Source organism: Altererythrobacter aquiaggeris (assembly GCF_037154015.1).
GTDB classification, from domain to species: domain Bacteria; phylum Pseudomonadota; class Alphaproteobacteria; order Sphingomonadales; family Sphingomonadaceae; genus Aestuarierythrobacter; species Aestuarierythrobacter aquiaggeris.
In genome coordinates, this window is sequence record NZ_JBANRL010000001.1 from 2305443 (window position 1) to 2327220 (window position 21778).

At 60.5% G+C, this 21778-nt stretch carries 22 protein-coding genes and 1 tRNA gene; 17 read left to right on the plus strand and 6 right to left on the minus strand.

Annotation, left to right across the window (positions count from 1 at the left end; translation table 11 throughout):
* Positions 1 to 74 (minus strand) — tRNA-Gln (locus WFP06_RS11365).
* 191 nt (positions 75 to 265) lie between these two features.
* Between WFP06_RS11365 and WFP06_RS11370 the strand changes: the two genes are divergently transcribed.
* A complete protein-coding gene (locus WFP06_RS11370; protein WP_336987278.1) occupies positions 266 to 1462 on the plus strand; it encodes a Ppx/GppA phosphatase family protein in 1197 nt (398 codons plus the stop codon).
* Positions 1459 to 2163, plus strand: a complete 705-nt coding sequence (locus WFP06_RS11375; RefSeq protein ID WP_336987279.1) for an RlmE family RNA methyltransferase — start codon at positions 1459 to 1461, stop codon at positions 2161 to 2163. Before WFP06_RS11370 ends, WFP06_RS11375 begins: the two co-directional genes overlap by 4 nt.
* On the opposite strand, the gene WFP06_RS11380 is transcribed toward WFP06_RS11375, so the two are convergent.
* Positions 2156 to 2809, minus strand: coding sequence for a cytochrome c family protein (locus WFP06_RS11380; protein ID WP_336987280.1), 654 nt, complete (start codon positions 2807 to 2809; stop codon positions 2156 to 2158). The two genes, WFP06_RS11375 and WFP06_RS11380, sit on opposite strands and share 8 nt — an antisense overlap.
* A 126-nt stretch (positions 2810 to 2935) precedes the next feature.
* Between WFP06_RS11380 and WFP06_RS11385 the strand changes: the two genes are divergently transcribed.
* The 8 genes from WFP06_RS11385 to bla are packed head-to-tail and all read left to right on the plus strand — an operon-like array spanning position 2936 to position 11030.
* A complete protein-coding gene (locus WFP06_RS11385) occupies positions 2936 to 3832 on the plus strand; it encodes a prephenate dehydratase (RefSeq protein WP_336987281.1) in 897 nt (298 codons plus the stop codon).
* 40 nt (positions 3833 to 3872) lie between these two features.
* Positions 3873 to 4562: a hypothetical protein gene (locus WFP06_RS11390; RefSeq protein ID WP_336987282.1), complete on the plus strand. Its 690-nt coding sequence runs from the start codon at positions 3873 to 3875 to the stop codon at positions 4560 to 4562.
* Positions 4559 to 5881 carry a DUF4350 domain-containing protein gene (locus tag WFP06_RS11395; RefSeq protein WP_336987283.1) on the plus strand — a complete coding sequence of 441 codons (1323 nt, stop codon included), beginning with the start codon at positions 4559 to 4561 and terminating at the stop codon, positions 5879 to 5881. The genes WFP06_RS11390 and WFP06_RS11395 overlap by 4 nt, the downstream gene beginning before the upstream one ends.
* Positions 5878 to 6840: an AAA family ATPase gene (locus tag WFP06_RS11400; RefSeq protein WP_336987284.1), complete on the plus strand. Its 963-nt coding sequence runs from the start codon at positions 5878 to 5880 to the stop codon at positions 6838 to 6840. Before WFP06_RS11395 ends, WFP06_RS11400 begins: the two co-directional genes overlap by 4 nt.
* Positions 6841 to 6848: 8 nt before the next feature.
* The gene (locus WFP06_RS11405) at positions 6849 to 8165 is read left to right on the plus strand and encodes a DUF58 domain-containing protein (protein WP_336987285.1); all 1317 of its coding nucleotides are present in this window, start codon (positions 6849 to 6851) and stop codon (positions 8163 to 8165) included.
* A complete protein-coding gene (locus WFP06_RS11410) occupies positions 8165 to 9220 on the plus strand; it encodes a stage II sporulation protein M (protein WP_336987286.1) in 1056 nt (351 codons plus the stop codon). The genes WFP06_RS11405 and WFP06_RS11410 overlap by 1 nt, the downstream gene beginning before the upstream one ends.
* Positions 9217 to 10125 (plus strand): RDD family protein, encoded by a 909-nt coding sequence (locus WFP06_RS11415; protein ID WP_336987287.1) that lies wholly within the window; start codon positions 9217 to 9219, stop codon positions 10123 to 10125. The genes WFP06_RS11410 and WFP06_RS11415 overlap by 4 nt, the downstream gene beginning before the upstream one ends.
* Positions 10122 to 11030: a class A beta-lactamase gene (gene bla / locus WFP06_RS11420; protein ID WP_336987288.1), complete on the plus strand. Its 909-nt coding sequence runs from the start codon at positions 10122 to 10124 to the stop codon at positions 11028 to 11030. Before WFP06_RS11415 ends, bla begins: the two co-directional genes overlap by 4 nt.
* Positions 11031 to 11072: 42 nt before the next feature.
* Here bla and WFP06_RS11425 read toward each other — a convergent pair whose 3' ends face one another.
* Both WFP06_RS11425 and WFP06_RS11430 read right to left on the minus strand, forming a co-directional pair.
* Entirely contained in the window at positions 11073 to 11522 is a 450-nt protein-coding gene (locus WFP06_RS11425) for a hypothetical protein (protein WP_336987289.1), read from the minus strand.
* A gap of 154 nt (positions 11523 to 11676) precedes the next feature.
* Positions 11677 to 12618 carry an isoaspartyl peptidase/L-asparaginase family protein gene (locus WFP06_RS11430; RefSeq protein WP_336987290.1) on the minus strand — a complete coding sequence of 314 codons (942 nt, stop codon included), beginning with the start codon at positions 12616 to 12618 and terminating at the stop codon, positions 11677 to 11679.
* A 168-nt stretch (positions 12619 to 12786) separates the two neighbouring features.
* Between WFP06_RS11430 and WFP06_RS11435 the strand changes: the two genes are divergently transcribed.
* Positions 12787 to 13995 (plus strand): mechanosensitive ion channel, encoded by a 1209-nt coding sequence (locus WFP06_RS11435; RefSeq protein ID WP_336987291.1) that lies wholly within the window; start codon positions 12787 to 12789, stop codon positions 13993 to 13995.
* A gap of 47 nt (positions 13996 to 14042) precedes the next feature.
* Positions 14043 to 14561: a GNAT family N-acetyltransferase gene (locus tag WFP06_RS11440; RefSeq protein ID WP_336987292.1), complete on the plus strand. Its 519-nt coding sequence runs from the start codon at positions 14043 to 14045 to the stop codon at positions 14559 to 14561.
* Between the two features lie 20 nt (positions 14562 to 14581).
* Here WFP06_RS11440 and WFP06_RS11445 read toward each other — a convergent pair whose 3' ends face one another.
* Positions 14582 to 15589 carry a zinc transporter ZntB gene (locus tag WFP06_RS11445; protein ID WP_336987293.1) on the minus strand — a complete coding sequence of 336 codons (1008 nt, stop codon included), beginning with the start codon at positions 15587 to 15589 and terminating at the stop codon, positions 14582 to 14584.
* 81 nt (positions 15590 to 15670) lie between these two features.
* Here WFP06_RS11445 and ispG point away from each other — a divergent pair, with 81 nt between their 5' ends.
* The 5 genes from ispG (at position 15671) to WFP06_RS11470 (ending at position 20226) form a co-directional block, all read left to right on the plus strand.
* Entirely contained in the window at positions 15671 to 16798 is a 1128-nt protein-coding gene (gene ispG, locus WFP06_RS11450) for a flavodoxin-dependent (E)-4-hydroxy-3-methylbut-2-enyl-diphosphate synthase (protein WP_336987294.1), read from the plus strand.
* Positions 16799 to 16835: 37 nt separating this feature from the next.
* A complete protein-coding gene (locus WFP06_RS11455) occupies positions 16836 to 18287 on the plus strand; it encodes an NAD(P)-binding protein (RefSeq protein ID WP_336987295.1) in 1452 nt (483 codons plus the stop codon).
* On the plus strand, positions 18284 to 18790 hold the full coding sequence (locus WFP06_RS11460) for a thioredoxin family protein (RefSeq protein ID WP_336987296.1): 507 nt from the start codon (positions 18284 to 18286) through the stop codon (positions 18788 to 18790). Before WFP06_RS11455 ends, WFP06_RS11460 begins: the two co-directional genes overlap by 4 nt.
* A gap of 86 nt (positions 18791 to 18876) precedes the next feature.
* Positions 18877 to 19425: a retropepsin-like aspartic protease family protein gene (locus tag WFP06_RS11465; protein ID WP_336987297.1), complete on the plus strand. Its 549-nt coding sequence runs from the start codon at positions 18877 to 18879 to the stop codon at positions 19423 to 19425.
* 72 nt (positions 19426 to 19497) lie between these two features.
* Positions 19498 to 20226, plus strand: a complete 729-nt coding sequence (locus WFP06_RS11470; protein ID WP_419716226.1) for a murein L,D-transpeptidase catalytic domain-containing protein — start codon at positions 19498 to 19500, stop codon at positions 20224 to 20226.
* 22 nt (positions 20227 to 20248) lie between these two features.
* On the opposite strand, the gene WFP06_RS11475 is transcribed toward WFP06_RS11470, so the two are convergent.
* Positions 20249 to 21598 carry a L,D-transpeptidase family protein gene (locus WFP06_RS11475; protein WP_336987298.1) on the minus strand — a complete coding sequence of 450 codons (1350 nt, stop codon included), beginning with the start codon at positions 21596 to 21598 and terminating at the stop codon, positions 20249 to 20251.
* Positions 21599 to 21778: the final 180 nt, after the last annotated feature.

The following is a 21778-nucleotide window of genomic DNA, read 5'->3' on the forward strand; positions in this document are numbered from 1 at the left end:
TGGATGCCCCGTGAGGATTCGAACCTCAATTGACGGAGTCAGAGTCCGTAGTCTTACCATTAGACGACAGGGCAACCGGAAGGGCGCGCATTTAGGTTTGCCAGACGGCGCGGTCAAGACCGGTTTTATAAAGGCCCCTTGTCCCTCCGCGTTTTTCCGAACCTGCGCTGCACAAATCCTACCGCACTTGCCGCAAAGCCCCGCCCCCGCTAGCGTCCATGACAGGTGCTCGTGATTTTCACGGGTGAAAGTGAAAGCAAGTGTAATGGCGGATCATTCTCCGCCGGACGGCCGCAGCGGTAGAAAATCCATGCGGGGCAAAAAAGGACGCGGTGTGGCCGATTTCCGGCCCGGTCGCCCTTCGCAGCCCGAATCCCGGCCCCCCGGCAAACCCGCAGAAGGCTCGTCCAATGGTGCGGCGGGTCAAAAATCCCGTGCAGATGGCAAACAGACATATTTTGCCCGCCGGCAAGCATATGCAGCGCTGGATCTGGGAACGAACAACTGCCGGCTGCTGATTGCCAGACCTGCAGGCGAAGATTTTACCGTGATCGACGCGTTCAGCAGAGTGGTAAAACTGGGCGAGGGTCTGGCAGAGAGCGGAAGGCTCAGCGACGAGGCGATGGACCGGGCGCTGGGGGCGCTCAGGGTATGCGCCGACAAATTGAAACGCCGCAGCGTCCATCTGGCCCGCTCAGTCGCGACAGAGGCGTGTCGCCGTGCGGAAAACGGCGCCGAATTCATCAACCGCGTACGCGAAGAAACCGGGATCGTCCTCGATATCATCTCTGCACAGGAGGAAGCGCGGCTGGCCGTGCTGGGCTGCCATGTGCTGCTGGCCGAAGGGCCCAGTCCGGCGGTCATATTCGACATTGGTGGTGGTTCGACCGAACTGGTTCTTATTGAACCCGGCGATCCGATCCCGCGCATTCTGGACTGGCAGTCGGTGCCGTGGGGTGTTGTCTCGCTGACCGAAACGGTCGGTACCGGCGAAGACACCTCCGAAATCCGTGCGCAGCGCTACGCGCGGATGCGGCAGCTCGTTGGCGACAGCTTTGCCCAGTTTGCGAAACGGATCGCACCGGCGCAGGTCGATGACATGCGGCTGCTGGGCACCAGCGGGACGGTAACGACGCTTGCCAGTCTGCATCTGCAATTGCCGCAATATGACCGGCGCGCAGTCGATGGGCTGATTATTCCCACGCAATCGATGCGCGACATCAATAGCCGGCTGGCGACCATGACGCTGGCCGAGCGGGCACAGCTGCCCACTATCGGCCGCGACCGCGCGGAAATGGTTGTGGCAGGTTGCGCCATTCTTGATGCAATTCTGGATATCTGGCCGGCCCACCGGCTCGGCGTTGCCGATCGCGGCATCCGTGAAGGCATTTTGCGCAGTCTGATGACAGCAGAAAATGATGGCCGGGCTGCGGCTGAAAAATTGCGCGGAGACAAGCAATGAGCAGATCCGGCAAAAACCCCGATCGCAAGGTCCGGACAGCAAAGAAGCGTACTGCATCATCGACACGCTGGCTGGAACGGCAGTTGAACGACCCCTATGTCAAACAGGCGAAAGCCGACGGCTATCGGAGCCGCGCGGCCTACAAGCTGATCGAACTGGACGAAAAGTTCCACATCCTCAAAGGCAGCAAGCGCGTGGTCGATCTGGGTATTACGCCCGGCGGCTGGAGCCAGGTGGTCCGCAAGGTTGCGCCGAAAGCTGCGATTGTGGGGATCGATCTGCTGGAAACCGATCCCATCGAAGGCGTCACGATTTTCCAGATGGATTTCATGGATGACAAGGCGCCCGCCTTATTGGCCGAAACGCTCGACGGGCCGCCCGATCTGGTCATGTCGGATATGGCGGCCAACACCGTGGGGCATAAGCAAACCGATCATTTGCGGACAATGGGCCTGGTCGAGGCCGCAGCCTGGTTTGCTGCCGACAATCTGGCCAAGGGCGGCACGTTCATCGCCAAAGTGCTGGCCGGCGGGACCGACAAGGACTTGCTAGATTTGTTGAAAAAGCATTTCACCACCGTCAAACACGCCAAACCACCCGCGAGCCGCAAGGGCAGTTCCGAATGGTACGTGGTTGCTCAGGGATTCAAGGGCAAGCGCGCGCAAACCGCGCCGCCACCCACTCTACTCTGGCCTAGTTAGCCGGAACCGGCTGCGCCGCGCCCATTGCTCCGGCAGCCTCTACAGCGCTCGCATCGGCACCTTCTACTGCACCCGGGCCGGCACCCGGTGCCTCTTCAGTTTCGGTCTCCGCCGGCGCTTCTTCGGCAACTGCCGGAAGCGGGATGTTCGACCCCTTGGAGTTCATGTAAACGATGACATCCGCACGGTCTTCGATCTTGGACAGTCCGGCAAAGCTCATTTTGGTGCCCGAAGCGAACGCCTTGGGGCTTTTCAGCCAGGCATCCATGTTTTCGAAATCCCAGTTTCCACCGTGGCCCGACAGAGCCGAACTGTAAACGAAACCTGCCGCATGTTTACCGACCGGCACACCCATGATGCCGTAAAGATTGGGTCCGATGCCGTTGGCGCCGCCCTGATCGATCGTATGGCAAGACTGGCATTTCGCGAACACCTTCTCGCCCCTGGCTACGTCTGCGGTGGACAATACCATTGCCAGCGAAGGTCCGTCTTCGCCGCCTTCAGAAGATACCACGCCCTCGATCGGGTAAGCCATTTCTTCCGGGCGTTCGGTCGAAAACACGCGCATCGATATGCTGGAAAGACCAAGGGCCACGACCCCTGCAAACAGAACCCAGCCGGCTGTGGTATTGAAACGGTCGCCCATTGCTTAAATTTTCCGCTTTGTAAAAGTTGATTGGTGCTTTGCCGCCGCAATAGGCAGCCCCTGCACCATTCGCAAGGGCCAAGACGCTTGCCGAGTGCGAAGTGCGCCTATAATTGCCGCGCTATCATGCAAAGTTTTCCCGCACCCGCTCTCGCCATGGTCGAAAAAATGCGCGCCGAGGCCGCCGCCGATCCCATGCGCGCGATCGCATGGCAGGGATCCCCCGGTGCCAATTCGCACCGCGCTGGGATGGAGTTTGCGCCCGATGCATTGCCGTTGCCCAGCTTCAGTTTCGAAGACGCCATCGATGCGGTCAAGCAAGGCCGCGCCGGTTGTGCGATCATCCCGATAGAAAACAGCCAGCATGGCCGGGTCGCCGATATCCATTTTCTGCTTCCCGAAAGCGGGCTGGCGATTGTGGCCGAACATTTCATGCCGATTACCCATGCGCTGATGGCGCTGGATACCAAGGGTCCGTTCGAGGCGGCATACAGCCATCCGCAGGCGCTGGGCCAGTCGCGCCACTATCTGCGCGAACGCGATATCGTGCCGCTCAATTACAGCGACACTGCCGGCGCGGCAGCCTTTGTTGCCGATAGCGGCAATCCGTTTATCGCGGCGATCGCGCCAAAAATTGCGGCCGACCTATATGGCTTGCAGATCATCGATGATCAGGTCGAAGATGCGAGCGACAATATGACCCGGTTTGTCGTGCTGGCAAAGGAAGGGCGCGATCCTGCCGAGCTGAAGGACGAGGTGGCGATGACCACTTTCATTTTTGAAGTGAAAAACATCCCCGCCGCCTTGTACAAGGCAATGGGCGGCTTTGCGACTAACGGCGTGAACATGACCAAGCTGGAAAGTTACCAGAAAGGCGCCAGTTTCGCCGCCACCATGTTTTATGCCGATATCATCGGCGCGCCCGGTGATGCTGCGGTTGACCGTTCGCTGGATGAACTCGCATTCCACTGCAAGGAATTGCGGATTCTGGGGACTTATGCGCAGGCCAGGGAACGCGGCTGATCCGGTCTGCTGCCAACTATCGCCTTGCAGCCGCGCCCCAGTGACCACCGGGGCTGGTAACAATGCGGCTGTTCCGCCGGTGGAGGTCGTTCCGGCTACTGGATCCGGCGCAGCAACTGCCCGGAATGCCGGAGACGAAAGCTGGCGCGACATTCGCGCGGACGAGAGCCTGCAATTTGCGCCCGTCCAGCCGCAGGCCCCTGACCCGCCCCCCGCATGGCTGCAAAATCTCTTCGACCTGCTGGGCGAGCTTTTTGCGCCTGTCGGGCAGACGATCGTCAATCTCTGGCCCGCCCTGAAATGGGTGCTGCTGGCGTTGGCCATCTCGCTGGTGCTTTGGCTGGTCTGGCGTCTGGTTGCGCCGCTGATCGGTGTATCGGCCGATGATGCCGAAGCGGATGACGCATGGACCCCGCAGCGTGAAGATGTGCTTGCGCTGTTGAGCGAGGCTGACCGTTTGGCCGCGGAAGGACACTATGACGAAGCGGCGCACCTGCTGCTGAAACGCAGCGTTGGCCAGATCGCAGCCGCGCGCCCCGATTGGCTGGAGCCATCCAGCACCGCGCGGGAGATTGCCGCACTTGCGGCGCTTCCCGATAATGCGCGCCACGCTTTTGCGACCATCGCGCGACAAGTGGAACACAGCCTGTTCGCGCTGCGCCGGCTCAGCGCAGAAGACTGGCAGATCGCCCGCGCAGCCTATGCCGACTTTGCTTTGGAGCGGCTATGAACGCGCAATCATCCGCCGGCGTGTTCAATCCGCGAACAGTGCTTGTCATGCTGGTTTTCGGCGCGGCGGTGTTTTTTGCCATGCTGTATTTTATCGGCGCAGGGCTGACCGGAAATACCCCCAATGATGGCGGCGGCCATGGCGGCGGGCGCGGGCTAAACGGTTATTACGCAATGGCTGAATATCTGGAGGCAGAGGGGCACGATGTCAGTCGGTCGCGAAGCCGCAGCGCGCATGATGATGGTGCCTTACTTGTATTGACCCCGCCGCATTCCGCCGATGCAGGCCAGCTGGCACAGATTATCGGGGATCGCCGGTACGTTGGCCCGACGATACTGGTGTTACCCAAATGGCAGGCGGTGGCCATTCCGCGGCAGGCACAGGCCGGTACAGCGACGAAAGAAGGCTGGGTCCAGATTATCGGTGCGCAAGTGCCGCGCTGGGCCGAAGGAATATCCGCCACTGCGCCGCTCGACCTCCAGATTTCTCGGGTTGAAAGCCGAACATGGACTGCTCCCGGACGCGAGGGAGCGCTGCCTGACCCCGAAACGATCCAGACGATGTCCTCGGGCGCGATTGCTGCCATTGCGCGCGATGCGAAGGGGCAAACGCTGGCCGGTTACCTTGATGACGGCGATTATCCTTCGCTGGGCGATATGGCCGGCGGCGGCAGACCGGCGGCAAGACCTGAACGCGGGCCAGACAGAAAAACCGGTAAGTCCTATCACGACATATATCCGCTGGTGATCATTGCAGAGCCCGACCTCGTCAACAACTGGGGTTTCACCGGGCAGGCCAACGCCGCATTTGTTCACGCATTGGTCGATGCAGCGATGGATGATGCCGATTTGCCGGTTGTGTTCGACATGACGCTAAGCGGATTGGGCACACAAAAGAATTTGCTCACGCTGGCCTTCGAACCCCCGTTTCTGGCCGCAACAATTTGCCTGATGATCGCCTTGATCGCGGTTGGCTGGCGCAGTTTTCGCAGGTTCGGGCCGCCATTGGCAGAAGGCCCCGCGATCGCGTTCGGCAAACACCAGCTCGTTACCAATGCCGCGGCAATTATACGCAAGACGGGCCGATACCATTTGCTCGGTCCGCCCTATGCGGTGCTTGTCGCCGGACGGATAGCGGCCGCATTGGGCATGAAACACACGGTGGATGATGCGGCGCTCGACAGGGCATTGGCCGGCAGAATCAAAAACGCCCCGTCATTCGCCGATAATGCCCGGATATTGCGCACATCGCGTAACCCGGGCGAGTTGCTGCGTGCCTCGCAAGCGCTCAAATCCATAGAGAGGCTGTTGTATCAATGACCATGACACTCGAACAGTTGCAGGAGCTTGCCACAGCAATCCGCAGCGAAGTCGCCAAAGCGATTGTCGGTCAGGACAAAACCGTCGACCATCTGCTGGTTGCGCTGGTCAGTCAGGGTCACGTGCTGCTGGAAGGCCCACCGGGAACAGCCAAGACGTTTCTGGCGCAATGTTTCGCGGGCGCACTTGGACTTGATTACGGACGCATCCAGTTCACCCCCGATTTGCTGCCCGGCGATATTCTGGGCTCCAATCTGTTCAACTTCCAGACCAGCAGTTTTACACTCACGCGCGGTCCGATCTTTCGCGAATTGTTGCTGGCGGACGAAATTAACCGCACCCCGCCGAAAACGCAGGCCGCTCTGCTCGAGGCGATGCAGGAACGGCGGGTGACGCTGGACGGCGAAACCCATGCGCTGCCGGACCGGTTCACGGTATTCGCAACACAAAACCCGATTGAAAATCAAGGGGTTTACCCGCTTCCCGAAGCGCAGCTGGACCGGTTTTTGTTCAAACTGCTGATCGAGTATCCCAGTGAGGCCGAAGAAACCGCGATTGTCACTCGCTTTGCGGATAAGGGCGGCCCGCCGCGCGCCGCCGATTACGGCATTGGGGCGGTCACCAGTTCCGCCAGACTTGGTGAAGCCGCTGCGGCGCTGGATGAAGTCACGGCAGCGCCGGAAATCACCGATTATATCGTCCGGCTGATCAGATCTACCCGCGAACACGGCGATCTGGCATCGGGGGCCAGCCCGCGCGCCGCCGTTCTGCTTGCCCGTGCGTCGCGCGCGCGCGCCGCGCTTTCGGGGCGCGGTTATGTGATCCCCGACGATGTAAAGGCGTTGGCTGCGGCGGTGCTGCGCCACCGTTTGCTGCTTTCGCCGGCGGCGGAGATCGAGGGCCGCGATATGGAGGAACTTGTCGCCGGGCTTGTCGAAAGCACAGAAGCGCCGCGATAAGGCACTTGATGAATTTCCCGATTGTCCCTTCGGCCAGAGCGGCATGGATAGCAGCCGCAGCCGCGCCGATCGCCTTGCTGGCCGCGGCAACCACGCCCGATGCCTGGATCGCCGCGCCAGCCGCTGCGGCGGCTCTGCTTGTGCTGGTGCTGCTGGACGGCTTTCTGGCGGGCCGGCTGGTGGAAGTCTGGGTGGACGCTCCTGCCGATACCGAAATCGCCAACCCGGCGTTAATTCAGGTGGCGGCGGTGATCGGCGGCGGCGGCCACCGGGCAACCGCGGCATTGGCCTGCGATCCGCGCCTGTCAGCAGGGGGCCGGATCGAGATCCCGCTGGTCCGCGGAGATACCGGCTGGCGGGGCAGCGCGCAGCCGGTGCCCGCGCGGCGCGGTACTGCAGCGATAACACGCCTCTGGCTGCGCTGGCGCGGGCCATTGGGGCTTGGTTGCCGCCAGATCGAGCAGGACATCAACCGCGAGATCAGGATCTGGCCCGACCTTTCACCGGTCAGGTCCCCTGCCATGCAAACAGTCCTGCGCGATGCGCAATTTGGCCTGATTGCGCGCCGGATGCGCGGCGAGGGTACGCAATTCGAGGCGCTGAGCGAATATCAGCCCGGCATGGATCGCCGCCGGATCGACTGGAAGGCCAGCGCGCGCCACACCCGCCTGTATGCGCGCGAGAACGAAAGCGAGCGCAACAACCAGATCGTATTCGCTTTCGACTGCGGTCAGGCAATGTGCGAGCCGGTTGACGGCATCCCGAGGATTGACCGCGCAGTCAGCGCCGCTTTGACCGCCAGCTATGCCGCGCTGAAAGGCGGAGACAGGGTTGCACTGTTCGGATTTGCCGCGCGCCCAGAAATGGCCACGCCGTTCATCGCCAATGCACGGGAATTCCGTCAGCTGCAAAGTGCCGCCGCCAGCCTGGACTACCGGTTCGAGGAATCGAACTTCACACTGGCCCTGGCAACTTTGGCTGCGCGGCTGAAGCGCCGCAGCCTGATTGTGCTGTTCAGCGATTTTCATGATCCGACAGGCGCAGAATTGATGGTGGAAAGCGTTGGCCGGCTGGTGGACAAACATCTGGTGCTGTTTGTTGTCATGCAGGATGCCGAACTTGCGGAAATTCGCGGCGCTGTGCCCGGCGATCTTCGCAGTCTTTCAATGGCGGTTACAGCCGATATCTTGTCCCGGCAGCGCGCTGTCGTGCTGCAGCGGCTGCGGCAGATGGGTGTCGATGTGGTCGAGGCAGGCCATGCCGATGTCGGCAGCCGGCTGATCGACAGATATTTCAGGATCAAGCTGTCAGGAGCAATCGGTTGATGGCGTTTCCCAATCCGTTTGCGCGCAAGGAAGTGGTGCCGCCTGCCGATATCGAGGCCGCTGCACTTCGCTCTGACCGGTTCAGGCTTGAACGTGAGGCCGACTGGCGGCGGCTGGATAAAATCCTTTGGCAGATGGAAAGCGGTAAGATGCGGCGGCTGCCCGATGCAGATGTGCTCGATCTCCCCGTGCTGTACCGGACTGCCGCATCCAGCCTTTCGGTCGCGCGCGAGACATCGCTGGATAGCTCGGTTACCGCATATCTGGAGGCGCTGGTTCGCCGCGCATGGTTTCAGATCTATGGCCCGCGCACCGGCTTTATCAACTGGCTGAGCGGTTTTCTGGGCGGCGGATGGAGCCGTTCGGTGCGCGAGATCTGGCTTGAAATATGTATCGCTTTGGCGGTGATGGCTGCCGGGACTGCGGTGGGTTGGTTGCTGGCTGCGCGCAGCACCGGATGGTATCACGCGCTTGTCCCCGCGCAATTCGCCGATACCCGCGTGCCAGGTGCCAGCCGCGAACAATTGCTGGAGGGGCTTGCGGGCCAGGATACTGCCGCCGGATTGTCGGCATTTTCCGCGATGCTGTTCAACAATAACGCGCGGGTCGCGATCCTCGCCTTTGCGCTGGGATTTGCTTTTGGCATCCCGTCGGTGATGCTGCTGGTTCACAACATGGCGGTGCTGGGCGCGATGCTATGGCTGTTTTCGACCCAGGACCTTGTGCCTGAATTTGCCGCGTGGCTTTCGGTTCACGGGACCACCGAACTTTTCGCAATATTGCTATCAGGCGCGGCCGGAATGCATATCGGCAGATCAATGGCATTTCCGGGCAAACGCACAATCATGTCGGCCGCATCGGAGGCCGGACGGCGCGCCGCAGTGGTCATGATCGGCGTGGTCTTCATGATGGTCATAGCCGGTCTTCTGGAAGCATTCGGGCGTGAACTAGTCACGGATATGCGGGCCAGATACGCCATCGGCGCCGCGATGCTGCTGTTCTGGATGCTTTATTTCCTCGCCGCCGGGCGCGGCAAGCCGGCAGGCGCGCCGTGAGCAGGGCAGCAAACTGGCGCGATGGGGCGGCAAAACGCGCGCGCACTCTGGTGACCCCCGAAGGCGTCGCCGTGCCGGTAACACTGGCCACAATCGGTTCGCGCGCGGGAGCACTACTGATCGATTTTGTGATTATCAATGCAGCTGTGCTGCTGGCGGCCCTGCTGCTGCTGTGGACTGGCATCAGCGTGTTCGGTGCAAGCGGAGAAACCAGCGGACCGATCGAACTGATCATCGTCTTCTGGATGATTTTCACTTTCGTGGTTTACAATTTCTATTTCGTATTTTTCGAAATGGGGCCGCGCGGTGCGACACCGGGGAAAAGGCTGACGGGCATCCGCGTCGCGGCGCACGGGACCAGGCGGCTGACCGCAGAAGCGATCGTGGCGCGCAACCTTCTGCGGCAGATCGAGCTGTTCATGCCTTTGCTGTTCATCATGGGTGCGCCCTCGGGCGAAGGGGGGGCGGCAGGCTGGGCAGCTGGCGGCTGGTTCGCCATATTCCTGCTGTTTCCGGTGTTCAACCGCGATAATCTGCGCGCCGGCGATCTGATTGCGGGAACTTGGGTAATCGAAGCCCCGCGGCCGATACTGGCCGAAGCCATGTTCGCCAAACGGGCCGTATCTGCTGCCTGCCCGAGCATTGTCACCGCCGCTGACTATGTATTTGATGAGGCGGATTTGAGTGTTTATGGTGAATACGAGCTACAGACACTCGAGCGGATATTGCGCGAGGGCCGCGCAGAAGCAATCGAAGCAGTGCACGATGCCATCTGCCGCAAACTCGGCTGGAATAGCGGTAATGGCGACGAGCGCGCATTTCTGGAAGCGTTTTACGCCCGGCTGCGCGCCAAACTGGAACAGGATATGCGCTTCGGAAAACGCAAGGCGGACAAATTCACATGACAGATTATCATCACTGGAACCGCAGAACCATGCTTGGGGCTGCTGCAGCCAGCATTGCTGCAGTGGGACTTCGCGGCTGCACCTTGCCTGAAAAAGGGTTCGACGGCAGCGCGCGTCTGCGGGCACTCGAAATGGAAAGCGGGGGCATATTGGGCGCTGCAATTCTGGACACTGCCAGCGGGCAGATGCTGGGCAACCGGCTTGACGAACGGTTCGCCCATTGCTCGTCGTTCAAACTTTCTCTGGCGGCGATGGCCTTGCGCGCGGGCGATGCGGTGCTGGACACAAAGGTTTCTATCGCGGACAGCGACATCACCACCTATTCTCCGGTTACGCAGCCGCTGGTGGGCCGGTCCATGACCATCCGCGAACTGGCGAAAGCCGCACTTGTCGCCAGCGACAATGCAGCGGCTAATCTGGTGCTCCGCCAGTTGGGCGGGCCGGGCGCGCTTACCGGGTTCTGGCGCTCTATCGGTGATGATGTCAGCCGGCTGGACCGCACCGAACCATCGCTCAATTATGTTCCGCCGGGGGAAGTGCGCGATACGACGACCGCGCGTGCAATGGCGCAAACGGTCGGCAACCTGCTGTTTGGTGATGCGCTTGACGGCCCGCAGCGCACGATATTGCGCGGCTGGATGCGCGAGACACAGACCGGAATGAACCGCGTTCGCGGCGGTATTCCGTCAGGCTGGGATTCCGGCGACAAAACCGGCACCGCTTTTGCGCAAGGCATGGGCAGCATCTACGTCGATCTGGCCTTTGCCGTCCCGCCTGGCGGCGAATCGGTAATCATTGCGGGGTATTTTAAAGTGGCCGAAGTGCACAGCAAGGTCGAACCCGATAGCGCAGCGGTTCTTGCCGCGCTGGGCGCCATCGCCGCTACCTGGGTCCGGCCTGTCTGAACGGGAGAAGAACCGCTGCCCTCCCGCGCAGTCAAGCCGCGCTTATTTGCGCCACTTCATTTCCTGCATCAAGGTGGTGCCCATAAGTTTGCGGAATTCCGCACGGCCGCCGGACTCTGCCTGTAATGTCGCGATGTTCTTTTTCATCATCTCGCGATACATCTTGCCGCGGCGTTCGCTCTCGGCCTCATCCGCAAAATCGGCAAACCGGGTGATGAGATATAGGTCGGGCTCACCGTCGCGGGGATGCACGTTGACCAGAACTTCGTAACTGGAAATCCAGCCCTGCGCGACAGCATAATCCTGGCCCTGGCGCCATTGGGCAGCCAGATGGTTGGCATATTCCAGCGCATGGCCATCATCGATGCTGATGGCGGAAACTTCGACCCAGTCGCCGCCGGTCATGGGATACTGATCCTGTGCAATCACGGGGGTGGCAAAGACAAACCCGGCGGACGCAGCAATGATCGCACCTTTATTAATAAATTTCATAGTATTAGCCCCTCAAACTCTGACACAGGAACAATACACCATCGGTCCTGCCAGAAGTCCAATCAACAGGAAGAATCGAAATCCCTATTGTCATTGGACAAGTGTTGATAGGCCCCAAAAACAAAGGGAGTCAAATCGAACAACTTTTTACGGGTTAGGTCTGATTACTTGAAAATATAGCGACTTCATTAATCCCGCTGCTGTCAGCACGCCCACGATACATGCCGGGCGTGTTCATGGCAAAAGCGGTTGTTCCATCGGGGGATGCGACAATCACGCCGCCATCACCGCCCATCGCGCCAACTTCGGCAATCACAGCATCGGCTGCCGCCTGAGCGGTTTCGCCCTTCATCCGCATTCGCGCGCAGATTTCATGCGCCACGCCTGCGCGGATAAAAAACTCGCCCGCACCCGTCGCGGACACAGCACAGGCGCGATTATCGGCATAGGTGCCCGCGCCAATCATCGGGGAATCGCCGATCCGGCCCCAGCGCTTGCCCGTAAGGCCGCCGGTCGATGTGCCGGCGGCAATATTGCCGTTTTTATCCGTCGCCACGGCGCCGACCGTCCCGTATTTCAGATCGACATCGAACCAGCCCAGCTTTTTTGATTTCAATTCTTCCAACTGCCGCCAGCGTTCTGCCGTTGCAAACCAGTCGGGATCGACCAGTTCGATATCCTGTTCGCGGGCAAACACTTCCGCGCCTTCGCGGCTGAGGAATACATGCGGGCTGTTTTCCATGACGGACCGCGCAAGAATGATCGGGTTCCTGACCTGGGTGGTGCCGGTGCAGGCCCCGGCTGTACGGTCGCGGCCGTCCATGATCGCCGCGTCATGTTCGTTCACGCCTTGATAGGTAAAGACTGCGCCGCGACCGGCGTTAAAATGGGGGTCATCCTCCAGAACGACGACAGCGGCCTGAACAGCGTCAAGCGCTTCGCCGCCCGCCGCCAGAACCGCCTTGCCCGCGTCCAGGGCGGATTGCAGCGCGGCTTCGTAACCGGCCTGAACCTCGCCCGTCATCCGCTCGCGCGTCATTGTGCCGGCGCCGCCGTGGATGGCGATACTCCAGCGGGATTTTTCGGTCGATGTCATGCGAACCTCCTGAGCGCTGGCTGCAGCCGCTATGCTGCAAAAATGCCGCGCAGAGCACAATAAAATCAATCCTGCCAGCGGGATGTTATCCGCAGGCGGGCTTAAGCCTCTTCGGAAGCGCGACGAACTGTGCTAGGTTGTCGATTAACAAACAAGGGGAGACTAATCGTGCAAGTAGGAAATTACCGGTTTGATTCAGACATGGCGATGCAAATCGCCGAGAAAGTCGGCATCGCAGCCGTCATTCTGATCGTAACGTGGGCGCTCGCAAAAGCTGCCAAATGGGCATTTGCCAAACTCGTGGACAATGTCACGTTGCTGCAGCGCAGCACGGGTAGCGGGCAAAGTCTGGGCGAATCGCTGGGCAAGATCGTTTCGCTTCTGATCTGGCTTTTCGGGCTGCTTGCGGTGCTCCAGGTGTTTGATCTGGGCGGCGTCATGACACCGGTCCAGACCTTGCTGAACAGCATCATGGCGGTGGTCCCCAATCTTATCGGAGCCGGCCTGATATTCTTCATCGGCCTGATGGTCGCGGGGATTGTCCGCGATCTGGCGGTGACTGCACTCCAGACACTCGATTTCGACAAGTGGGCCAACCGGGGCGGGGTCGAAACCGCAACCGGCAACAGCACAATCAGCCGGACCATCGGTACGATCCTGTATGCCCTGATCGTGATTTTCGTATCGATCCTGGCGCTCGACACGCTCAACCTCGACAGCGTTTCGGGCCCTGCCAGCAATATGCTGCAACTGATTTTCGATGCCATTCCGCGGATCATCGGCGCAGCAATCCTGCTCGGCATCGGTTATCTTATCAGCCGGTTCGTGGTGCAAATCCTGACCGAAGTCCTGACCGGTCTCGGCGTGGATCAATCGCTGGGTTCTGCCGATATCCTGCCAGCCGGCACGACGGCCACGGGCATCATTGCCCGCGTCACACAGATCGCAATCATACTGTTCTTTGCCATCGCGGCGACGCGTATGCTGGGCTTCCCCGAACTGACCGCCATCCTCGATCAAGTGCTTGAACTGGGCGGACGGGTTATCTTCGGTGCGGCAGTTATCCTGATCGGTTACTGGATTGCCGGAATGATCGCCCGGATGATCGGCGGAGCCGACGGTTCCGGCATGGCTGCCAGTGTGGTGAAATATGCCGCGATGTTGCTGTTCACATTCATGGGTCTGCAATTCATGGGAGTGGGCGAAGACATTGTCCGGCTCGCATTCGGCGCATTGGTTATCGGCGGCGCAGTGGCTGCATCGCTGGCGTTTGGCCTTGGCGGCCGGGACTGGGCGGGCCGCAAGCTCGAACAGATGGATACCGATGCCAACAATGTAGCCAAAACCAGCAAGAAGCCGCTTCCACCGGGCGCATGATCTGCCGGTCACTTCAATTTGACGGCAAATAAAGTTAGGGGCGCGGGATGATGATCCTGCGCCCCGCTTCGTTGGACGATATACCCGCATTGGCTGCGCTGGGGCGCAGCAGCTTCGTCGCGGCCTTCGGGCATTTATACAAACGCGAAGATCTGGATGCCTTTCTGGACGCGGCCTATTCACGCGCCGCGGTCAGCCAGGACATGGCCGACCCCAATCGGCTGTACCGGCTGGCAAGCGATGGCAACGCACTGACCGGCTATTGCAAGATCAGCCTCGTCAGCCCTTATGCCCAACATTCCGATGCGCGCGACCCGATGGCGATCAACCAGCTTTACACTGCGCCCGGCGCCACCGGTCAGGGCATTGGTGCCGCATTGATGGAATGGGCGCTGGCCGAAGCAAACCACCGCGGCAAGGATGCCATCCAGCTATCGGTATGGAGCGAAAACCACGGCGCACAGCGTTTCTATCAGCGATACGGCTTTGCCAAAATCGCCGATATCCACTTCATGGTCGGCAACCACCGCGATGACGAACTGCTGTTCGAATTGCGTCCGGGATAGCCGCGGCCCGGGCCAAGCCGCTAGAGCCACTTCCACCATTTGAACAGCATCAGCAATGCGATCAGGATGAAACTGCAACCGGCCACCACAATCCAGAATGCGTGCGGATCATCAACCCCGGGTATCCCGCCCACATTGATACCCAGCAGCCCGGTCAGAAAGCCGAGCGGCAGGAAGATCGCGGCCACAATGGTCAGAAGATAATTCGTCCGGTCGGACCGCGCCAGCGCCCGCGCGCGAATATCGTCCTGCAGGACCAGCGCACTTTCCTTGCTGATGTCCAGATCATCGAGATAGCGCCGCAGCCGGTCGATGGTTTCCGCAATTTCGCGCCGGTCATGGTCCTCGAACCAGTCAGGCGCATCGCGTGATATCTTCTCCAGCGCCTCGTGCTGGGGCGACATATGCCGTTTCAGCGCAAGAGTATTGCGCCGTATACTGGCGATTTGCTCAAGCATTTTGCCAGTATTTTCATCAGGGTCGGCATCTTCGAGCCGGTCGATATTGTCGTTCATATCGACAATCGACTGGTTCATCCGGGCGACAAGCTGTTCGACAATCTGCGTGATCGCAGCCGCAGCATCGCAGGGTCCCCGCCCCGAATCGAGCAGCGCCAGCACATCACGCGGCGTTTGCATGGGCGCGCGCCGCAAGGTGACCAGCCGCGCGCCATCGCACCACAGCTGCAGTGAAATCATGTCTTCGGGCTGCGCATCGGCATTGAAATTTATGCCGCGCAGCGTCGCCACCAGTGTGCCATCTTCGCGGAATGCCCGCGGGCGGGTGCTGTCCGATACAAGCAGCGCAGCACTGGTTGGCGGAATACCTGCTGCGCCTTCGAGCCACGGGCGCACTTCGGGATTGTCGCGCCGCAAATGGACCCACAGGACTTCGCCGGCCGCACCCGGTTTCCAGTTTGCAGCTTCTTCCCATTCGATCGGCCGGCCCCCGCCGTTTCCGTCGAGCACGCGCCCGAAGATCAGCGGCCCCTTGCCGTCGGCCCAATCTGTGGCGTTCTGTTCGATCACACCCGTCCCCTTCACACCGAAAATCGCACCAACGCTACACGATGCCTTTCACCCGCAACAGTCTGTCTCTATAGAGAGGTTATGTCCTCTATCAGACCTTGGCGCGATATCGACCGCCGCAAGAGCCGCCAGATCATGGTCGGCGCTGTGCCGGTGGGCGGCGATGCCCCCATCACCGTGCAGACGATGACCAACACACCGACATCCGACCCGGTGGCGACGATCGACCAGATCCGCCGCTGCGAGGATGCCGGTGCCGATATCATCCGCGTATCCTGCCCCGATGTCGAAAGCACCGCCGCGTTTGGCAAGATTGCCAAGGCTGCGCGCGTGCCGCTGGTGGCGGACATCCATTTCCATTACAAACGCGCATTGGAAGCAGCCGATGCGGGCGCGGCCTGCCTGCGGATCAATCCGGGCAATATCGGATCGGGCGAACGGGTCGCCGAAGTTGTCCGCGCCGCCAAAGCCAATGGCTGCGCCATCCGTATCGGGGTCAATGCGGGCAGTCTGGAAAAGCACCTGCTTGAAAAATATGGCGAACCTTGTCCCGAAGCGCTGGTCGAAAGTGCACTCGATCATATCAAGCTGCTGCAGGATCACGATTTTCACGAATACAAGGTGGCCGTGAAAGCAAGCGACGTATTCCTGGCCGTCAGCGCCTATATGCAATTGGCCGATGCGGTGGATTGCCCGCTTCATCTGGGCATTACGGAGGCCGGCGGATTGATCGGCGGTACTGTCAAAAGCTCAATCGGCATGGGCAATCTGCTGTGGGCCGGGATTGGCGATACGATCCGCGTTTCGCTGTCGGCAGAACCGGAAGACGAAGTGCGTGTCGGCTTCGAAATTCTCAAATCACTGGGGCTGAGAACGCGCGGTGTCCGCGTGGTGTCCTGCCCCAGCTGCGCGCGTCAGGGTTTTGACGTTATCCGCACGGTGCAGGCATTGGAGGACCGGCTCGCCCACATCAAGACACCGTTGTCACTGTCGGTCCTTGGCTGCGTGGTCAATGGCCCGGGCGAAGCGCGCGAAACCGATATCGGCATCACCGGCGGCGGGAATGGCAAACACATGGTGTATCTTTCCGGCGTGACCGATCACACGGTGCAATCTGATGCCATGCTCGATCATATTGTCAAACTCGTCGAAGCCAAGGCGGCCGAACTGGATGCCGAAGCCGAACGCGTGTCGGTGCCCGCCGAATAGCTCTTAACTCCAGAAAAATCCTATCGGGAAACTTGAAATGGCCGACTTTGAAACAGATTACCTCGTCATCGGTGCTGGCGCGGTGGGTCTGGCATTCGTCGATACGCTGCTCGATGAAGACCCCGATTGCCATGTCACCATCGTTGACAAGCACGCCAAGCCCGGCGGCCATTGGAATGATGCCTATTCCTTCGTCGCGCTGCACCAGCCATCCGCTTTCTACGGCGTCAATTCGGTGGGCTTTGGCGATGATGTGATTGACGATCACGGGCCGAACAAGGGTCTGTACCCGCTCGCCAGCGGGACCGAGGTTTCGGCCTATTTCTCGCATCTGATGAACCGCCGGTTCCTGCCCAGCGGGAGGGTCGGTTACCATCCGCTGTCCGAATATCTGGGCAAGGACGAGGACCTGGTCGGCACGTTCAAGTCGATCCTGTCGGGCCACGAAACCACGGTCAAAATCCGCCGCAAGATAGTCGACGCGACCTTCTACAAAACCTCCGTCCCCGCAACGCACAAACGCCAGTATGACGTGGCCGAAGGAACCCCGCTGGCGATCCCTGGCGATCTGCCCGATCTGTGGATGCGCGGCGATGATCTGCCGGGCCATTATGTGATCGTGGGGGCCGGCAAAACCGCGATGGATGCGGGCGTCTGGCTGCTCGAAGCGGGCGTGCTGCCCGAAAATATTTCATGGGTCCGCCCGCGCGATTCGTGGCTCATCAACCGGACCTATACGCAGCCCGGACCAGATTTTTTCGAGGCTGTCGTCGATAACCAGATTGCCCAGCTCAAAGCCGCGGCCCAGGCCGAAACGGGTGACGAGATGTTCGAAATACTGGGACGCGGCGGCTATATGCTCAGGCTTGATCCGGACGTAAAACCCGAAATGTTCCACTATGCCACGATTTCCGAAGGCGAGGTCGAATTGCTGCGGAAAATCAGGAACGTCATCCGCCACGGACGGGTTACCGCGATTGAACGCGGCAAGCTTACCTTTGCCGATCACGTAAAAGCCGTGCCGCAAGACGCGCTGTTCATCGATTGCACCGCGACCGCTGTTCCCTTTAGCGAGAACCGCGAGCACGGACCGCAATTTCGCGGGGATACGATTGTCCTGCAACCACTGCACGTTCCGCTGGTCACGCTGAGCGCCGCACTTTCGGCTTTTCTCGAAGCGAACTTTGATGATGACGCGACCAAAAATGCGCTCGGCACGCCCGCGCCGCTGACAGATACGCCCAATACATATCCGCTGGGGATGCTGATCAATTTCATGAACCGCGGCGCCTGGTCGCAAAATCCGAAAATCGCCGCATGGCTGGCGAAAGTCAGGCTGGACCCCACCGGCAGAACTGTCGCCAAGCTGATGGCGCAGGGCAGCCCCAAACTGGCGGTCATGGGCGGTTTTCAGGAAGCCATCGCGGTCGGGATGCCCGGCCTCCAGCGGCTGGCCGTTGCCGCACGGGCCCAGCACCAGCCGCGATGAAATACGCTGTGCTGGCTGCGGCGCTATTTGCAAGCGCGCTTGGCGGATGTGCAGCCACCCGGCCCGGTGCAGCCGCAACCGCGCCGCTGCATCCCGAAGCCAGACTGTTCGACCCTGCTGGCGACAGCGCGGCAGAGGTCGCGCGCGCGCTGCAACGGGCACGCGAAAACAGCCGGAATGTTCTGCTGGTGATGGGCGCAAACTGGTGTCACGACAGCCGCGCCTTTGCCGGATGGATGCAAACCCCGCGGTTTGCCGCAATGGCGGCATCGCGCTTCGAAGTGGTCTATATCGACGTGGGCAATCCGCAGCGCGGCGATGCGCGCAATCTTGAAATAGCGCAGCGTTTCGGGATCGGTGAAATCGTCGGCACCCCGACCGTTCTGGTTGTCGCACCGGACGCGGCGTTGCTCAACCGCGGCAGCGCGGGAAGCTGGCGCAATACCGCCAGCCGCAGCGAAGACGAAATCTTTGCCGAACTGGCCGCGTTTCCTCTGCCCTGACCGGCGTTTTTCGGGCTGTTTGGCGCGCAACACCCGCGCGTCTGTTTACCCTGGATTAAGCACCTAGGATTACTCTGATCGTTACGATGGGAAAACAGATCTTTTTTCTGGTGCTTGGCGCGATGATGCTTGGCTGGATCGTGCCCAATTTCATGGCGCCCGGCCTTGAACGCAGCGACCCGCGCCCCGACCCTGTCAAACGCGAATATGTTGGCGGGGCGGGCGATTGGGGCCGCGGGACAGTATCAGGCCCGGGCAGACTGTCGGTTTCCGACCATGTGCTGAGCCGTTCGAGTGACGGACATTTTTATGCTGTCGCAACGGTGGATTCGCGCGACTACCGCGTGATGGTCGATACCGGCGCCAGCATAGTCGCGCTGACGGGCAGCGACGCGCGCGATATGGGCATATATTGGGACGAAAGCGAAATCCGCCCAATCGGCCGCGGCGCGAGCGGCGACGTGCTGGGCACGCCCACGGTGATCGACCGGATGACTATCGGCGATCTCGAAGCGCGCAACATTCAGGCGGTCATAATTCCCGAAGGACTGGATGTTTCGCTGCTTGGCCAGTCGTTTCTGCAGCAAGTCGGCGGAATGCGGGTGGAAGCGGATCAGATGACATTGGGCAGCTAAGACCCGGTCCTCAGCGCTTGCAGCAGGGGACGTTCAGATTTAGGATAGGCTCTGCATGATAAAGCCGATTTTATGACCCAGAAAATTCTATCGAAAATGCCGCGCCGTACCCTGCTCAAGGGGGCGCTGGCGATGGGCGGTGTGGCCGCCGTTCCGGGCAAACTGTTTGCGCAGGCGCGTAGCTATGGACTGCGCGATGCCAGATTATTCGAAATTGCCAGGCGCGAGCTCGACAAGGCGGGTGAGGCAATATGGCGCAAGGATATGGTCGGTATCGCCGATTTCGGCCTCCATTCGGCCAGCGAGCGGTTCCATTTCGTCAACCTGGAACGCAGCGAAGTCCGCTCTTTCCTCGTCAGTCACGGGACCGGTTCCGATCCGGAACATGATGGCTGGCTGAACAATTTCTCCAACCGTTACGGCTCCAACGCGACCAGCCGCGGCGCCTTTGTGACATGGGAATGGTACAAGGGCCGATTTGGCACTTCGATCCGGCTGGGCGGATTGAACCCCGACAATTCGATGGCGCTGGACCGTGCGATCGTGGCCCATGCGGCAACCTATGCCACGCAATCCCATGTCGATCGCTGGGGCAGGCTCGGTCGTTCCAACGGCTGTTTTGCAATGGGGCCGGACAATTTCCGCGAGGCATTGTGGAACCTGTCGGGCGGGCGGCTGATCTTTGCCGACCGTTTGGGACTGGCCGGCGATGGAAGCATTGTCACGCCTCCGCCGCCCGTCAGGGATTCCGCGGCGGACAGCGGGCAGCGGCTTGGCGGAATACTTCCACCCGGCCTCTAACCCGCATTACGCCCTTTCAAATTCAGGTACGCATATCGTCGATTATCTCGACCGCTTCCTCGCTCGTCACACGCGGGCGGGTAATTTCGCGTGGCTGCGCAAAACTGGCCAGAACCGGTGCATCACGATCATAGATATCGGCAAATGTCGCAAGGTTGCCGTCGATGTCCTGCGCCATCGTGAAATAGGTGATGTAAACCGGCATCTTCTTCTTGATCGGCACGCGCGTATATTTGCCCGAAGTCGAAATATCGACCGCTTCCTGCGAGTCGGCGCCCTGCCCGAGAATGGCCATCGTGATGGCCAGTTCCAGCGCCCGTTCGGTACGGATACAGCCGTGGCTCAACGCGCGGTCGTCGCGGTTGAACAGGCCTCTGGACGGCGTGTCATGCAGGAAGATCGCGTGGCGATTGGGCATGTCGAGCTTCATCTGGCCAAGCGAATTGCCCGGGCCGGGCTGCTGCACCACCGTCACCCAGCCATTTTCGCCCTTGGTCGCAGTATATCCGGCGCGGCGCGCCCATGCCGGGTTGCCCAGGACCTTTGCGCCCAGACCTTCGCCCTTCACGATGCTTTGCGGAACGGTCCAGGTCGGATTGAATACAATCCCTTCAACCTCCTCGGCCAGTTGCGGCGTCGCGGTGCGGCCGGGTTTGCCGACGATCGTCCTGTAAGTGCGGATAATCTCGTCACCGACTGTCAGCCGCAGCTGATATTCTGGCACATTGGTCATCAGATATTGCGGCCCCAGATCGCGCGCAAGCCAGCGCCAGCGATCCATATTCGCACGAATACTGGCAATCCGATCGGGCTGCCTTGCCTTGGCGAGTTCTTCGCGCAGGCGGGCATAATCGCGGTGCGTCGGTTTCACGCTATCCAGCACGCCGGCGATATCACCGGTTTCCAGCGCACGCGCCATCATTTCGTTGGTCGGCATCAGATCGGGGTCGGGATCAACGACAAACCACTGCTTGCGCGCGCTCATCGGGGTGCGGCCATCGCGCAAATCCTCGATCAGCCATGCAAAGCTGGTGCTGGCGGCAGCGTTCACTTCACCGGCAGTACCGCTTGCCATCGCGGCACGCAGTACTTCTGGTTCGTAATCCGCCGGGTTCAGGCCTTCGCCGGTAATATTTTCGATCACATCGAGCAAAGCGTCGAGATCACGGCCGGACCATTCCTGCAGGGCCGGGAAAGTTTCCTGCACAACCGGCTGCGCGTCCTGAACAACCGGCTCAGCGGTTGGCGCAGGAATATCGCGGATGGGTAACAAATCTTTTGGCGCACCAGCGTCTTGTGCGGCAAGCACGGCCGGCATTGCCAGCGCGGCCATGCCGAGCATCAGTTTCTGCGAAAATTTACGCGATATCATCCCTGCACCCTTTGAGTTGCGAGTCCCGGCAGCCAACGTCTTGTTATAATGCCGGCCACTTGTCGGCAAACATACTGCCAAATCAGCGCATTCATCAAGGCCGGCGACTGACTGTTTCCTGAATATCCTGAAATTCAGGCAATTTCCGCCCCGCCGATCAATTGAGATGACGGCGCGGCA